This window comes from Amycolatopsis sp. WGS_07, from assembly GCF_045278895.1.
Classification (GTDB): Bacteria; Actinomycetota; Actinomycetes; order Mycobacteriales; family Pseudonocardiaceae; genus Amycolatopsis.
Genome location: NZ_CP136053.1, coordinates 3,965,190 through 3,978,850 on the forward strand (window position 1 = coordinate 3,965,190; position 13,661 = coordinate 3,978,850).

A 13,661-nucleotide genomic window follows, 5' to 3' on the forward strand; every position below is an offset into this window, starting at 1 on the left:
TCGGCTGGCGCCCGAGCCCGCTCGGACCGCGACTCGGCGAATTCTCAGCTGCCGAGCGCCCATCGGGTGAGCGCGGGCAGTTCGTCGGCGGACGGGCCGTCGTCCTCCTCGCCCAATCCGCCGAAATCGATCAGGTCCTGTGCGTGCCACAGCCGGTTCTGCACCGCGCGGACGAGCGTCCACGCCTTGGCGCGGTCGCGGTCCAGCCCGCTCGCGGCGAGCTTCGAGTCCAGTGTGGATTCACTGAACCGGTTCCACAGCAACGAAAGCGCGCCGTATTCGAGGTCGCCTGCGAGCGGCTTCGGGTCGATCACCAGCCACGGTTCGCGCGTGCCGGAGAGCACGTTCTCGTAGTGCAGGTCCTCGTTCACCAGCGCGTTTCCGGCTTCCGGGCCGAGGTCGCGGCACACCTCCAGCGCCGCGTCCAGTTCGCGGCGGGGGAGCGGTTCGTTCAGCTCCCGCCACGATTTGGGCAACTCCTCGAGCAGTTCCTCCGCGACGCCGGACAGCGTGCGGGTGAGCCCTTCCGGCGCGGGGACCGCGAGCCGCCGGGCGAGTTCGCTCATGATCTCGACAGCGGGCAGCAGCGGTTCGCCGTCCAGCGTCCGGCTGTCGTCGAGGCGTTCCAGCAGCATCGCGCCGTCCTCGGGCGCGGACTCGTGCAGCAGCACCGATCCCCGACCGGCCCATGTGGACAGTGCGAGCGGCTCGTCGCGCGATTCGTCTTCCACCCAGCCGAGTTTCAGCACCACGCGGGAGCCGTCCGCGCGCCGGGCGGGCTGGACCACCCCGACGTAGCCGTGCCGGGGGCTGTCCTCGAACTCCAGCCCCCACTTCCGGGCGTACCGCTCGGCGAGCGCGGGCAGCGACGCGAGCCACGGGACGGCTTCCGGACCCAGCACCTTCGGGGCGCGTTCGGCGAAGAAAGGCGGGATTACCAAAACGGTCACAACACCCATCCTGGTCGGCCGCGCAAGCCGTTTCCGAGGCTGTTCCGCGCGCGTACAGTGGATGAGATCAGGGTTTGGCGAACCCGGGAGCTGCCATGATCGTCGAGATTGTCAGCGCGGTGGTCGTCGTGGGCGGGGTGTGGCTCGGCTCAGCGGTGCGCGTGGTCAAACAGTACGAACGCGGGCTGGTGTTCCGCTTCGGCCGGGTGCGGCCCGAGGTCCGCGATCCGGGGCTCGCGCTGCTGCTGCCCATCGCCGACCGCATGCAGAAGGTGAACATGCAGGTCGTGACGCTGCCGATTCCCGCGCAGGACGGCATCACCCGGGACAACGTCACGGTCCGGGTGGACGCGGTCGTGTACTTCAAGGTGGTCGACCCGGTGCTGGCCGCGGTCCACGTCCAGGACTACCGCTCGGCGATCGGCCAGGTCGCGCAGACGTCGCTGCGGTCCATCATCGGCAAGAGCGACCTGGACGACCTGCTGTCGAACCGCGAACGGCTCAACGAGGGCCTCGAGCTGATGATCGACAGCCCGGCGCTGGGCTGGGGCATCCACATCGACCGGGTGGAGATCAAGGACGTCGCGCTGCCGGAGTCGATGAAACGGTCGATGTCGCGCCAGGCCGAGGCCGAACGCGAACGCCGCGCCAGGGTCATCTCCGCGGACGGCGAACTGCAGGCCTCGCACAAACTGGCCCAGGCCGCCGCGACGATGGCGGACACCCCGGCCGCGCTGCAGCTTCGGCTGCTGGAGACGGTGGTCCAGGTGTCGGCGGAGAAGAACTCGACGCTGGTGCTGCCGTTCCCGGTGGAGCTGCTGCGTTTCCTGGACGCGCGGACCGACCCGGCGGCGAAACCGGCCGCGGAGAAGCCGCCGGAGCCGCGGGCGCCCGCCGAGTCGTCCCCGGAGGGGCCTGGAAACGGCCAGGTCGCTTCGGCGGAGGCGGGCGACGTGCCGGATCAGCGCTCCAGGTAGCCGTTCAGGCCGAGGACCAGCATCGTCACGAGGAAACCGACCCACAAGGCGAGCGCGACGTAGCCGAGCACCACGGCCGACAGCGCCATGGTGCGTCCGCCCGCTTCGTTGCGGTTGGCCTTGGCCAGCGCGACGTGCCCCATCGCGATGCCAGCGACCGAAAGAACGCAGGTCACCAGCCCGAGCACGGAGCACACCAGCGCGCCGGTCGCGAGCCCGGTGTCGGAGGTGTTCGAGTACGGCCGGTAGCCCGCGCCGTACGGCGGCGGAGCCGGAAAGCCCTGGTAGGCGGGCGGCGGCGCGAACGGATCCGGTTGCGCCGCAACGGGATACGGTGCCGGGGCGGGAGCCGGTTGCTCGCCGGGCAGCTGCGCGACCGGGCCGGGGTCGGGCGCGATCCAGCCCGGCGGCGGGACCGGCGAGGCATCCTCCGAAGTGGACGTGACGGCGTCCGCCGGGGCCTCGTACGGCGCGGGCTCGGCGGTGGCCGGCGGCTCGTACGGAGCGGGGTCCGCGGTCGGCGGCGGTTCGTAGGACGCCGGTTCGCGGTCGGACGGAGTGGTCATCGGGGCTCCCTCGGGATGCCGGGTACGAAGGCCGACGCTACCGGGTCCGGCGGCGGCATCAGCCGAAAACTCCGGACTGGACCAGCGCGTGCACGATCAGCGGGATGGCGATGCCCCAGACGACGAGCGCGGCGTAGCCGATCACGAACCCGGCGAGCGCCAGCGCGCCGCCGGTGCCGCGGCCGTGGCGGGCCCGGTAGAACGCGATGTGCCCCATCACGATCCCCGCGATGGCCATCGGCGCGCACAGCACGAATCCGGCGATCGAGCACACCAGCGAGCCGACCGCGAGCCCCGCGCCGGGCGGCGGGCCCTGCGGCGGATAAGGCTGATGCTCGTACGACGGGTGTTCGTAGCCGTCCCGGCCCGCGGGCTCGTCCCGGTCGTCGCTGGCCTCGCTCATCGGGATCCTTCTCGCGGTTTCGGGTGGATCAGCACCTTATCCGCACCTTAACGGGGAAACCGCGGCCCGGCGTGAGCACCCTCATAGCCGCTCGGGCGGGAACCAGTCATACTCCCCGGTAACCCCAGCGCCGGGAGCCGGCGTCGCTCGCCGAAGGGAGCCCAGTGATGGCCCGTCTCGCCCGGACCGCCGGCCTGACCGATGTGCAGCAGGAGATTCTGTCCACGGTGCGGTCGTTCGTGGACAAGGAGATCATCCCGCACGCGCAGGCTCTGGAGCACGCGGACGAGTATCCGGCGGAGATCGTCGAGGGCATGAAGGAGATGGGCCTGTTCGGGCTCACCATCCCGGAGGAGTACGGCGGCCTCGGCGAATCGCTGCTGACGTATGCGCTGGTGGTGGAGGAGATCGCGCGCGGCTGGATGAGCGTGTCCGGCGTGATCAACACGCACTTCATCGTGGCGCACATGATCAAGCAGCACGGGACGCCGGAGCAGAAGCAGCATTTCCTGCCGCGGATGGCGACCGGCGAGGTGCGGGGCAGCTTCTCTATGTCCGAGCCTGACCTTGGCTCCGACGTAGCCGCGATCAAGACCCGCGCCAAGCGCGAGGGCGACGATTATGTGATCGACGGCGCGAAGATGTGGCTGACCAACGGCGGCTCCTCCAACCTGATCGCCCTGTTGGTCAAGACGGACGAGGGCGCGGAGAAGGCGCACCAGAACCTGACGACGTTCCTGGTGGAGAAGCCGTCCGGGTTCGGCGAGGTCCTTCCGGGGCTCACCATCCCGGGCAAGATCGACAAAATGGGCTACAAGGGAGTGGACACCACCGAGGCGGTGTTCGACGGCTTCCGGATCGGTGCGGACAAGGTGCTGGGCGCCGCGCCGGGCAAGGGTTTCTCGTTCATGATGGACGGGGTCGAGGTCGGCCGGGTGAACGTGGCCGCGCGGGCGTGCGGGATCGCGATCCGGGCGTTCGAGCTGGCGGTGGCGTACGCGCAGCAGCGGTCGACGTTCGGGAAGCAGATCGCGCAGCACCAGGCGATCGCGTTCAAGCTCGCGGAGATGGCGACCAAGGTCGAGGCCGCGCATCTGATGATGGTGAACGCGGCGCGGTTGAAGGATTCCGGTGCGCGCAACGACGTCGAGGCCGGGATGGCGAAGCTGATCGCGAGCGAGTACTGCGCCGAGGTGACGCAGGAGGCGTTCCGGATCCACGGCGGCTACGGCTACTCGAAGGAATACGAGATCGAGCGCTTGATGCGCGAGGCCCCGTTCCTGCTGATCGGCGAGGGCACCAGCGAAATCCAGAAAACCATCATCAGCCGGGGCCTCCTGCGGGACTACAAAGCCTGACCCTTCGCTCGCCGGAGTTCGCGCGCTCCGCCGGTTCTTGACAAGATGGAACCCTCGGATCGGACGAGTGCGCAGGTGATGATGGTGAGCAGTCCCTTTGGTGGCGGCCAGGGCGCGGCCGGGCTGCCTCGGCTCCCGACGCCGCCCACCGGCTGGCCGATCGGGTCGTATTCGACCTACGGCGAGGCGCAGCAGGCGGTCGATTTCCTGGCCGAAAGCGAGTTCGCGGTCACCGACGTCACGATCGTGGGCGTCGACCTGATGCTGGTCGAACGGGTCATCGGACGGCTGTCCTGGGGCCGGGTGCTCGCCGCGGGCGCGATGTCCGGCGCGTGGTTCGGCCTGTTCGCCGGTCTGTTGCTGGGCATGTTCGTCAACCAGGGCGGCTTCACGCTGCAGCTGCTGACCGGGCTGGTGCTGGGCGTGCTGTCCGGGCTGGCGTTCTCGGCGATCGGCTACCGGACCTCGCGCGGACGCCGCGATTTCTCCTCGGCGAGCCAGCTCGTCGCCGGCCGCTACGACGTGCTGTGCCAGCCCCGCAGCGCGGAGCAGGGGCGGGAGCTGCTCGCGAAGCTGGCGTTGCGCCCGCCGCCCGCTACTGCCTGAGCCCACCTCCGCGGCCTGCTCTGCCAGGTGCCTGTCCACTTCCGGCCGCCGCCCCGCCCTGCTCCTCCCGCCACCGCATAAGTACCCACGGGACTAATTCACCCGTCTTTCCGATGGTTCGCGCGCACCTGGCTGAATCGTTACCGACCCTGCTTGCGGCGGGTGATCGCCGGGCATAGGTTGACCGACACCGGTTGGCCGGTCGTGTCCTCCAGCGCGGCCTGCCGGCAACTGGCACGTCGGGGTGCTGGCTCGGGTCCGCCTCGTCGCGGCGTGCTGTCTGGGGGCGGCGCCGGACGGTGCCGTGTGCACATGGCGAGGAGGCTTGAATGGGGAAGAAACGGCCCAGCGGCAAGAAACGAGGGCCTACCCGCGCGGCGGCGCTGCTCGCCGCGGGCTTGGTGACGAGCGGTCTCGCGGCGGGCTGCGGAACGGCTTCCGGGATGACGATCAACGTCTACTACTCCCCGGAGGACCATTTCCAGACGGTCGTCGACAACTGCAACAAGGCCGCCGCCGGGCGGTACCGGATCGTCTACAACAAGCTGCAGCGCGGTTCGGACGACCAGCGGATCCAGATGGCTCGCCGGCTCGCCGCGGGCGACACGTCGATGGACGTGCTCGGGCTCGACGTCACCTGGGTTTCGGAGTTCGCCGAGGCGGGCTGGGTGGACGAGTGGACCGGGCAGCACAAGGCGGCCGCGTCCGAGGGCGTGCTGAAGGGCCCGCTGGAAACCGCGACGTACCAAGGGAAACTCTTCGCCGCGCCGAAGAACACCAATGTGCAGCTGCTCTGGTACGACGACCGCATCACCCCGACCCCGCCGAAGACGTGGGACGAGATGATGCGGATGTCGCAGCAGCTCAAGAGCGAGCGCAAACCGCATTCCGTGGTATTCACCGGCGCGCAGTACGAAGGCCTGGTGGTCATCTACAACACGCTGGTCGAATCGCTCGGCGGGCACATTCTGTCCGACGACGGGAAATCCGTGGTGATGGACCAGGGCGCGGTGCAGGCGCTCGAACTGCTGAAGAAGATCACGTCGTCGGGGATCACCGATCCGTCGCTGACGAACCAGAAGGAGGACGACGTCCGGCAGACGTTCCAGCGCGGGGACGCCGCGTTCGAGCTGAACTGGCCGTTCGTTTACGCCTCCTATGGTGAGGAGAAGCCGAAGGACCTGCCGCATTTCAAGTGGGCGGTGTACCCGCAGGCGAAGGAGGGCATTCCGTCGAAGAGCACGATCGGCGGGTTCGACCTGGCGGTGAGCAGTTTCTCGCAGCATAAGCCCGAGGCCTACGAAGCGGCGTTGTGCTTGCGCAGCAAGGAAAACCAGAAGGTCTCCGCGATCAACGACGGGGTGCCGCCGACGATCGAATCGGTGTACCACGACGACACTCCGCTGGACCCAGCGAAGCCGGTCTCGGCGGACAACCCGAACATGGCCGAAAAGTACCCGATGCGGGACGCTATTCTGGCGGCGCTGAAAACCGCCGCCGTCCGGCCGCTCACCCCGGTGTACCAGAATCTGTCCACGGTGATGTCGAAAATCCTTTCCCCGCCGTCGGCGATCGATCCGCAGACGACCGCGCAGAAAATGCGGGAACAGCTCGATGACGCGCTCCAGTCGAAGGGAGTGATCCCGTGACCGTCCAGGATCCCGCCGCGAAAACGCACGAAGCGGCGCATCGGAAGGAAAAGCCCGCGCTTTCCGAGGGCAAGAAGGCGGAACGGCGGCTCGGGCTGTGGCTGTGCGCGCCCGCGTTCCTCGTGATGATCGCGGTGACCGGATACCCGATCGTCTATTCGGTCTGGCTTTCGCTGCAGCGTTACGACCTGCGGTTCCCGGCGAAGCACGAGTTCATCGGATTCGACAACTACGCCGCGGTGCTCACGAATTCCTACTGGTGGACCGCGTTCGGCACCACCATGTTCCTCACCGTCGTTTCGGTGGCGATCGAATTCGTGCTGGGCATGGGCCTCGCGCTGATCATGCACCGCACGCTCGTCGGCCGCGGGCTGGTGCGCACCGTCGCGCTGATCCCGTACGGCATCGTCACCGTGGTGGCCGCGTTCTCGTGGTATTTCGCGTGGACGCCCAAAACCGGGTACCTCGCGAACGCGCTGGGCGAGGGCGTCGCGCCGCTGACGGACCAGTGGCCGTCGCTGTTCATCATCATCCTCGCCGAGGTGTGGAAGACGACGCCGTTCATGGCGCTGCTGCTGATGGCCGGGCTGGCGCTGGTGCCGGACGATCTGCTGAAGGCCGCGGCGATGGACGGCGCGACCGCGTGGCAGCGGTTCACCAAGGTGATGCTGCCGGTGATGAAACCGGCGATTCTCGTCGCGCTGCTGTTCCGCACGCTCGACGCGTTCCGCATTTTCGACAATATCTACGTGCTCACCGGCGGCGCGCAGGACACCGGATCGGTGTCCATGCAGACCTACGACAACCTGGTCAAGGGGCTCAACCTCGGGATCGGCTCCACCATGGCGGTGCTGATCTTCATCACGGTGGCGATCATCGCGTTCCTCTTCATCAAGGTGTTCGGCACCGCCGCGCCCGGCACGGACGACGGGGGAAGCGCTGATGGCTATCGGAGGTGCGGCCACCACCGGCCGCAAGGTCGGCTGGGGCCTGCTGGACATCCTGGTGCTGGTGTTCGCGATCGTCCCGGTGCTGTGGGTGCTTTCGCTGTCGTTCAAGACGAAAGCGACGCTCACCGACGGCAATTTCATCCCGGTGGAATGGACGCTCAAGAACTACGCGGACATCTTCCAGACCACGGAGTTCCTGCACGCGCTGGTGAACTCGATCGGCATCGCGGTGATCTCCACGGTCATCGCGGTGGTGCTGGGCACGATGGCGGCGTACGCGATCGCGCGGCTGGATTTCCCCGGAAAGCAATTGCTGGTGGGGCTTTCCCTGCTGATCGCGATGTTCCCGCAGGTATCGCTGGTCACCCCGCTGTTCAACATCGAACGCGGGCTCGGCCTTTTCGACACCTGGCCGGGGCTGATCCTGCCCTACATCACGTTCGCGCTGCCGCTGTCGATCTACACGCTGTCCGCGTTCTTCCGGGAAATCCCGTGGGAACTGGAAAAGGCGGCGAAAATGGACGGCGCGACGCCGGCGCAGGCATTCCGGAAGGTGATCGCGCCGCTGGCCGCGCCGGGCGTGTTCACCACCGCGATCCTGGTGTTCATCCTCTGCTGGAACGACTTCCTGTTCGCCATCTCGCTGACGTCCACCGAGTCGTCGCGCACGGTGCCGGCCGCGTTGTCGTTCTTCACCGGGTCCTCGCAGTTCGAGGACCCGACCGGCCAGGTGTGCGCGGCTGCGGTCGTGATCACCGTGCCGATCATCCTGTTCGTGTTGTTTTTCCAGCGTCGCATCGTGGCGGGGCTGACGTCCGGTGCGGTGAAGGGCTGACCGATGGCTGAAATCGTTCTCGACAAGGTTTCCAAGCGCTATCCCGACGGCGCGCTCGCGGTGTCCGAAGTGGACATCACGATCGCCGACGGCGAGTTCATCATCCTGGTCGGCCCGTCCGGCTGCGGGAAGTCGACCACGCTCAACATGGTCGCCGGGCTGGAGGACATCTCCTCCGGCGAACTGCGCATCGACGGCAAGCGGGTCAACGAGAAAGCGCCGAAGGACCGGGACATCGCGATGGTGTTCCAGTCGTACGCGCTGTACCCGCACATGAGCGTGCGGGAGAACATGGCGTTCCCGCTTCGGCTGGCCAAAGTGGACGACAAGATCGTCCGGTCCAAAGTGGAGGAAGCGGCGAAGATCCTCGACCTGACCCAGCATCTCGACCGCAAACCGGCCAACCTGTCCGGCGGGCAGCGGCAGCGGGTGGCGATGGGCCGGGCGATCGTGCGCAACCCCAAGGCGTTCCTGATGGACGAGCCGCTGTCCAACCTGGACGCCAAACTGCGCGGTCAGATGCGTACGTCGGTGTCGAAAATCCAGAAGCAGCTCGGCACGACCACGCTGTACGTCACGCACGACCAGACCGAGGCGATGACCCTCGGCGACCGGGTCGTCGTGCTGCGGGCCGGGTACGTCCAGCAGATCGGTTCGCCGCAGTTCCTTTACGACAACCCGGCGAACCTGTTCGTGGCGGGATTCATCGGCTCGCCGTCGATGAACTTCGTCCCCGCGACGCTGGAAAACGGCGAGCTGCGCAGTTCGCTCGGCACCACGCCGCTCACCGACCGGATCCGCCGGATGGCCGAAGCGGCGAACGCCCCGCGCGAGGTGATCATGGGCATCCGCCCGGAACACTTCGAGGACGCCGCCCTCGTCGAATCGGGCCGGGAGGGCGCGACCTTCACCGCGCACGTGGACGTGCTGGAATCGATGGGCTCGGAGAAGTTCGCGCACTTCACCGTGGACGGCGAAACCGCGACCTCGGCCGAACTGGCGGAACTGGCCGCCGACAGCGGTTCGGCCGACGTCCCCGGCGCGGAATCGCTGATCGTGGCCCGGCTGTCGGCCGAATCGGCGGCCGCGGAGAACCAGGACCTGCGGATCTGGTTCGACGCGGACAAGGTGAAACTCTTCGACCCGTCCGACGGCCGAAACCTCACCTACGCCGACTGACGGTCCGTGAAGGACTCCTTGAAGGAATCTGATTCCCTCAAGGAGTCCTTCACGGACGCTCAGGGGATCTTCGAGAAAATCGTCGCAGCAGCGGTGCGGGCAGCGGGACAAGCCGCGTCCCCGCCCGCGCCGCTGGTGTCGACCACGCTCACGGTCGCTTGCTCAGCGCGTCCCGGCGTCGCCGGTGAGGGCTGTACCGTCCGGGCCCGGCAGAACGCGCCGTCGGCAGCCACCCGGGCAGTCCGGTTGCCGAGCGTTTCCGACGGCCCGGCCGGAGCCTGCCGCACCACCGCGAACTCCAGGCTCACCTTGTCCTGAATGCAGGAATGCCCGGCGAACCCGGCCGTCGCGTCGCCGCCCGCCGTTCCGGACGCGCTGAGGATCGCGCAGGAATCCACCCGCCCCCACGACCGGTCCGGCAACTGCGGATGCCGCACCCGGTTCCCGGTCACCGCGGCGAGCACCCCGCCGACCACGTCGTCCGCCGCCGCGCACCGATCCGCCGCACTGCCGCGGTCGTCCCCGTCGGTGATCGAGACGGCCAGCCGGACCCCGTCGGCGAACGTGATCGCCCGCCCGCACGTCCGGTCCGACACAAACCCGCCCTGCTGCACGGAAACCCCGTCCGGCACCTTGCCCGGATAGTCGTAGGCCCGGACGTTGGGATCCCGATCCGCCGCGAGTGGCCCGATGGTGACCGTCCGCGGCCGCCCGGCCTGGACGAAGTCCGCCTGGCACGCGGTGAACGAGGAATCCGGCGCGTCGGCGGTGGTGTTCTTGAGCCGCGCCGGGTCGAGCAGACTGCAGTAATCGAGCGTGGCGAAGTCCCCGAGCGCGGCGATGGCAGTCAGGGGCACCGGCGCGGACTGCGCCGCCGGGGCAGGATCCGGCTCCGCGGCACATCCGGCACTCCCGGCGAGCAACACCGAACAGCCGACCGCGAAGACTCCGAGTGGGTTACGCACGGGGTGCAGTATCACCGTGAGTGGCGAAAAATCCAGCCCCCGTCGGGAAATCCCACACTTCGCTGAGTCATCACCGCTGGTGGGGGAGGTCCGGACGGTTTCGGCAGGGGAGCCGCACGGTCGGGTCGGGTGGTGGCGCATCGGCCGATGCGCTTCGGCATCGCCCGCGGTCGAGTCGCGTTACTGTTCGTGCGAGGGGGATGACGAGCTTCGGCGGCGGCCACCTTCGGCCAGCCGGAGGCGTCGCGGTCGAGCCGTGTGGAGGCAGCCTTTAGCCAAGGCACCATCGTCGCGCCCGACCGGCACCGATCACCCGTGGCCGAGCCGCGTTCCCGCCCCACGAACGCGATGGCAAGCTTCCTCAGTGCCAGAACGACCCTCCACCAGCACCCAGCCGACTCACGTCAAGGTCGTCTTCGACCTGCCTTCCGACGGCGAGGACTGGCCGCCAGCCAGCCGCGAAGGGCTGTGGGCGGTGCCCCTCGACCGTCCGGGCCACGTGCGGCTCGACAACATCCCGTGGTTCGTCCGCGACGCGGCCGAGGGTGACGTCTTCCGGGTCGAGCCGGACGAGGACGGCGTGCTGCGGCCGGTCGAACGAGTCGAGTGGTCCGGGAACTGCACCATCCGGTTGATCGTCTGGCCGGACGGTCCGTTCGCCGGCGACCTGGGCCGGGTGCTCGACCGCTTCGCCCCGTTCGGCTTCGAGGGCGAGCGGTTCGACCAATTCGGCCTGGTCGGGTTCACCGTCCCGCCGGAAGCGAACCTGGCCGAGGCGAAGCGCGTGCTCGACGCGGGGCACGCGGACGGTTCGTGGGCCTACGAGGAGGGCTGCGTCAGCCAGGAGTGGCAGTCCGCCGGGTAAGGCGCGCTGACCTGCGAGTTCCCGCCGATACCCCGACCCGCGCGTAGGGGTGGGCCCCATCCCCTTAGGGGTCCGGATCGTCCCGCGGAGCGATGTATCCCCGCCCCGGACGTGGTGCTATGGAGACACGAACCCGAATGGGAGGGGATCACGATGACCGCACCTGTCACCCACCGGCTGAGCCGGCCGCGTGAGGGGCGCATGATCGGCGGCGTCTGCGCCGGGCTCGCCCGTCGCTTCGGGACCACACCGGGCAAGATCCGGGTGCTCGCGCTGCTGTCGTGCCTGCTGCCGGGGCCGCAGTTCGTCGCGTACCTGATCCTGTGGGCCATCATCCCCAGCGACTGAGCAGGCGAAACGAGGGCCCTCTCCCGTCACCGGACGGGAGGGGGCTCACGTCCGCTCGGCGGAAAACCGTTCCCAGGCCGACTGCCGGGTCACCCCGAGCGCCTCGCCGATCCGCGCCCACGCCACCCCGCGCGTGCGCAGCAGATCCACCTGCTCCTGAATCCGCGCGTCCGTCTGCGCGCTGACCTTCGCCATCCGCGGGATGCTCTCCAGGATCTCCTCGTCCGATTTCCGCTCCCACAGCGTCACTTCGGGCGTCCCCGGCTCGTGTTTCCCGGCCAGGATCTGTTCGCACAATCCGACGCAGCCGTCGCAGATGTAGACCCCCGCGCCGGCGATCAGCTTGGCCACCTCGTCGGCCGGTTTGAGACAGAACGAGCAGTACGAAGTCATCGCTACCTCCCAGTGTCAGGGCAAGCCTGACACGTCAGGTGGCTCCTGACAAGTCACTGCTGGGCGCGCAGCGCTTCGATGACCTCCTCGTCCCAGCGGTGCGTCCGGATCAGCCGGTACCGCTCGCACGCGACCCACAGGTACGCCTCGGCCTCGGTGCGGTCGCCGATCAGGTCCGCCTGTCGCAGCATCGCCACCACCGGGGTGAATTCCTCGTCGAACCAGCGCTGCGCGACGGTCGCGCGGTCGGTGAACCGGCCTTCGTCCTGCATGAGCCGGAATCCCCATGCTTCGACGTGCTCGCCGAGTTGCGCGTAATTCCACGGATCCGTTACCAGCACCGAAGCGCGAGCGTGCCCGGACAGCGGGACTCGTTCCAGGAACAGCCTCCGGTAGTCCTTCACGATCAGGTCGCCGCGATACCGGATGCCGCTCGGGTTCAGCTTCGTGCGCACGACCGTCACCGAAGCTTCTATTGTGGACAGTCCCTGTGCGAGCGCGACCGAAACCCGGTGGTGGCCATCGATGATGAAGTGCAGTTCGCCGACCCGGTACACCTCGATCGGCGGGATCGCTTCGCCGCGGCGGGCGGCCAGCGCGAGCCGTTCCCAGCGTTGCCGGACCCGGGCGGAGGTGGGGCGGAACCGGCGGTCGAAATCGCGGCTGCGGTCGACGGTGCCGACGATCGAGTCCAAAGTGATCACTCGCGTCCCGATCCGCGCCTCGCTGACGTAACCGAGTGCCTGCACCACCTCGTGGAACGGCAGCATGATGTTGACGTCGTCGGGTTCCCGGCGCAGCCACGTGGAAAGCCGGGACAGCACCTGCCGCCGCCGGGCTCGCAGGAAGTCGTTTTCGGCGTCGGCGCGCGGGAAACCGGTCGGTCGGGTCATCGCGGGAACTCCATCACCTGATAGCCCACCACATTGCGGATCCGGGTGCGGCCGGCCACGCGGTCGGGCACCGATTCGCCGTGCGGATGGATGTGTCCGTGCAACAGCCAGTGCGGTCGCAGCGTTTCGATGGTGCGGTGCAGACAGGTGAAACCTTGGTGCGGCGGGTCTTCGCGGTCGCCGAGATGCCGCGGCGGCGAATGCGTCAGCAGGATGTCGATTCCGTTGCCGTCACGCCATTTCCGCCATCGGGAACGACGCTCCAGCCGCCGGGCCCGGCGCGCCTGCTGCCGCTGGGTCCACTGATTCGGGCCGTCGCGGTAGCGGATCGAGCCGCCGAGCCCGGCGATGCGGAGCCCGGCGACGTCGACGACGCGGCCGTCGGCGTTGATGCCGCCGGCGGGTCCGGGCCATTCGGTCGGGAAACCGTCCTTCATGGACAGTCCGCCGTAGCGGGTGTACCCGCTCAGATCCGGATCGTGGTTGCCCGGAACGAACACGCACGGCACGTCGAGCATGCCGGCGAGGTATTCGAGATACGCGAACGGCAGATCGCCGGCGGCGACGACGAGGTCGACCCGCAGCGAGCGGACCGCCGGGGTCCACAGCCGCTCGTCGGCCTCGTCGGCCACCACCAGCGCTTTCGGCATGCGCCAAGGTTACGGCGCACGCGGCGTCACTTCATGCCGTGCGCGAACCCGGGGTTGAGCGCGATCGTCGCGAC

General features: G+C 68.5%; 15 protein-coding genes and 1 pseudogene. 9 read left to right on the forward strand and 7 right to left on the reverse strand.

Going from position 1 to position 13,661, the window contains the following annotated elements; all coding sequences use genetic code 11:
* Window positions 1-44: 44 nt before the first annotated feature.
* Window positions 45-950 (reverse strand): aminoglycoside phosphotransferase family protein, encoded by a 906-nt coding sequence (locus RPX00_RS19005; protein WP_406641075.1) that lies wholly within the window; start codon window positions 948-950, stop codon window positions 45-47.
* A gap of 95 nt (window positions 951-1,045) precedes the next feature.
* Here RPX00_RS19005 and RPX00_RS19010 point away from each other — a divergent pair, with 95 nt between their 5' ends.
* Entirely contained in the window at window positions 1,046-1,927 is an 882-nt protein-coding gene (locus RPX00_RS19010; RefSeq protein ID WP_406641077.1) for a slipin family protein, read from the forward strand.
* Here the strand turns inward: RPX00_RS19010 and RPX00_RS19015 are convergent.
* The gene (locus RPX00_RS19015) at window positions 1,912-2,493 is read right to left on the reverse strand and encodes a DUF4190 domain-containing protein (protein ID WP_406641079.1); all 582 of its coding nucleotides are present in this window, start codon (window positions 2,491-2,493) and stop codon (window positions 1,912-1,914) included. The two genes, RPX00_RS19010 and RPX00_RS19015, sit on opposite strands and share 16 nt — an antisense overlap.
* A gap of 58 nt (window positions 2,494-2,551) precedes the next feature.
* Window positions 2,552-2,896 (reverse strand): DUF4190 domain-containing protein, encoded by a 345-nt coding sequence (locus RPX00_RS19020; protein ID WP_406641081.1) that lies wholly within the window; start codon window positions 2,894-2,896, stop codon window positions 2,552-2,554.
* Window positions 2,897-3,063: 167 nt separating this feature from the next.
* Here RPX00_RS19020 and RPX00_RS19025 point away from each other — a divergent pair, with 167 nt between their 5' ends.
* The 6 genes and pseudogenes from RPX00_RS19025 to RPX00_RS19050 all read left to right on the forward strand — a co-directional run bounded on the left by RPX00_RS19025 (window position 3,064) and on the right by RPX00_RS19050 (window position 9,473).
* Window positions 3,064-4,254, forward strand: coding sequence for an acyl-CoA dehydrogenase family protein (locus tag RPX00_RS19025; protein ID WP_406641083.1), 1,191 nt, complete (start codon window positions 3,064-3,066; stop codon window positions 4,252-4,254).
* A 78-nt stretch (window positions 4,255-4,332) separates the two neighbouring features.
* Window positions 4,333-4,860 (forward strand): general stress protein, encoded by a 528-nt coding sequence (locus RPX00_RS19030; protein ID WP_406642998.1) that lies wholly within the window; start codon window positions 4,333-4,335, stop codon window positions 4,858-4,860.
* Between the two features lie 329 nt (window positions 4,861-5,189).
* Window positions 5,190-6,509, forward strand: a complete 1,320-nt coding sequence (locus RPX00_RS19035; protein ID WP_406641085.1) for an ABC transporter substrate-binding protein — start codon at window positions 5,190-5,192, stop codon at window positions 6,507-6,509.
* Window positions 6,506-7,444: pseudogene (locus tag RPX00_RS19040) on the forward strand (carbohydrate ABC transporter permease); the annotation flags it as partial. The gene RPX00_RS19035 and the pseudogene RPX00_RS19040, both read left to right, overlap by 4 nt.
* A 7-nt stretch (window positions 7,445-7,451) precedes the next feature.
* A complete protein-coding gene (locus RPX00_RS19045; protein ID WP_182894369.1) occupies window positions 7,452-8,294 on the forward strand; it encodes a carbohydrate ABC transporter permease in 843 nt (280 codons plus the stop codon).
* 3 nt (window positions 8,295-8,297) lie between these two features.
* Window positions 8,298-9,473, forward strand: a complete 1,176-nt coding sequence (locus tag RPX00_RS19050) for an ABC transporter ATP-binding protein (RefSeq protein WP_406641087.1) — start codon at window positions 8,298-8,300, stop codon at window positions 9,471-9,473.
* Window positions 9,474-9,532: 59 nt separating this feature from the next.
* Here the strand turns inward: RPX00_RS19050 and RPX00_RS19055 are convergent, their stop codons facing one another.
* Complete coding sequence (locus RPX00_RS19055; protein WP_406641090.1) at window positions 9,533-10,438, reverse strand: hypothetical protein; 906 nt, start codon at window positions 10,436-10,438, stop codon at window positions 9,533-9,535.
* Window positions 10,439-10,802: 364 nt separating this feature from the next.
* Between RPX00_RS19055 and RPX00_RS19060 the strand changes: the two genes are divergently transcribed.
* Both RPX00_RS19060 and RPX00_RS19065 read left to right on the forward strand, forming a co-directional pair.
* Window positions 10,803-11,303 (forward strand): DUF4265 domain-containing protein, encoded by a 501-nt coding sequence (locus tag RPX00_RS19060; RefSeq protein ID WP_406641092.1) that lies wholly within the window; start codon window positions 10,803-10,805, stop codon window positions 11,301-11,303.
* 153 nt (window positions 11,304-11,456) lie between these two features.
* Window positions 11,457-11,651: a PspC domain-containing protein gene (locus tag RPX00_RS19065; protein WP_378308481.1), complete on the forward strand. Its 195-nt coding sequence runs from the start codon at window positions 11,457-11,459 to the stop codon at window positions 11,649-11,651.
* A 45-nt stretch (window positions 11,652-11,696) separates the two neighbouring features.
* On the opposite strand, the gene RPX00_RS19070 is transcribed toward RPX00_RS19065, so the two are convergent.
* Genes RPX00_RS19070 through RPX00_RS19080 form a run of 3 tightly spaced genes read right to left on the reverse strand, consistent with a single transcriptional unit; the run spans window position 11,697 to window position 13,587 of the window.
* Window positions 11,697-12,044, reverse strand: a complete 348-nt coding sequence (locus RPX00_RS19070) for a ClpX C4-type zinc finger protein (RefSeq protein WP_378308482.1) — start codon at window positions 12,042-12,044, stop codon at window positions 11,697-11,699.
* A 53-nt stretch (window positions 12,045-12,097) separates the two neighbouring features.
* On the reverse strand, window positions 12,098-12,937 hold the full coding sequence (locus tag RPX00_RS19075) for a chromosome partitioning protein ParB (RefSeq protein WP_406641095.1): 840 nt from the start codon (window positions 12,935-12,937) through the stop codon (window positions 12,098-12,100).
* Window positions 12,934-13,587 carry a metallophosphoesterase gene (locus tag RPX00_RS19080; protein WP_406641096.1) on the reverse strand — a complete coding sequence of 218 codons (654 nt, stop codon included), beginning with the start codon at window positions 13,585-13,587 and terminating at the stop codon, window positions 12,934-12,936. Before RPX00_RS19080 ends, RPX00_RS19075 begins: the two co-directional genes overlap by 4 nt.
* Between the last annotated feature and the right edge of the window lie 74 nt (window positions 13,588-13,661).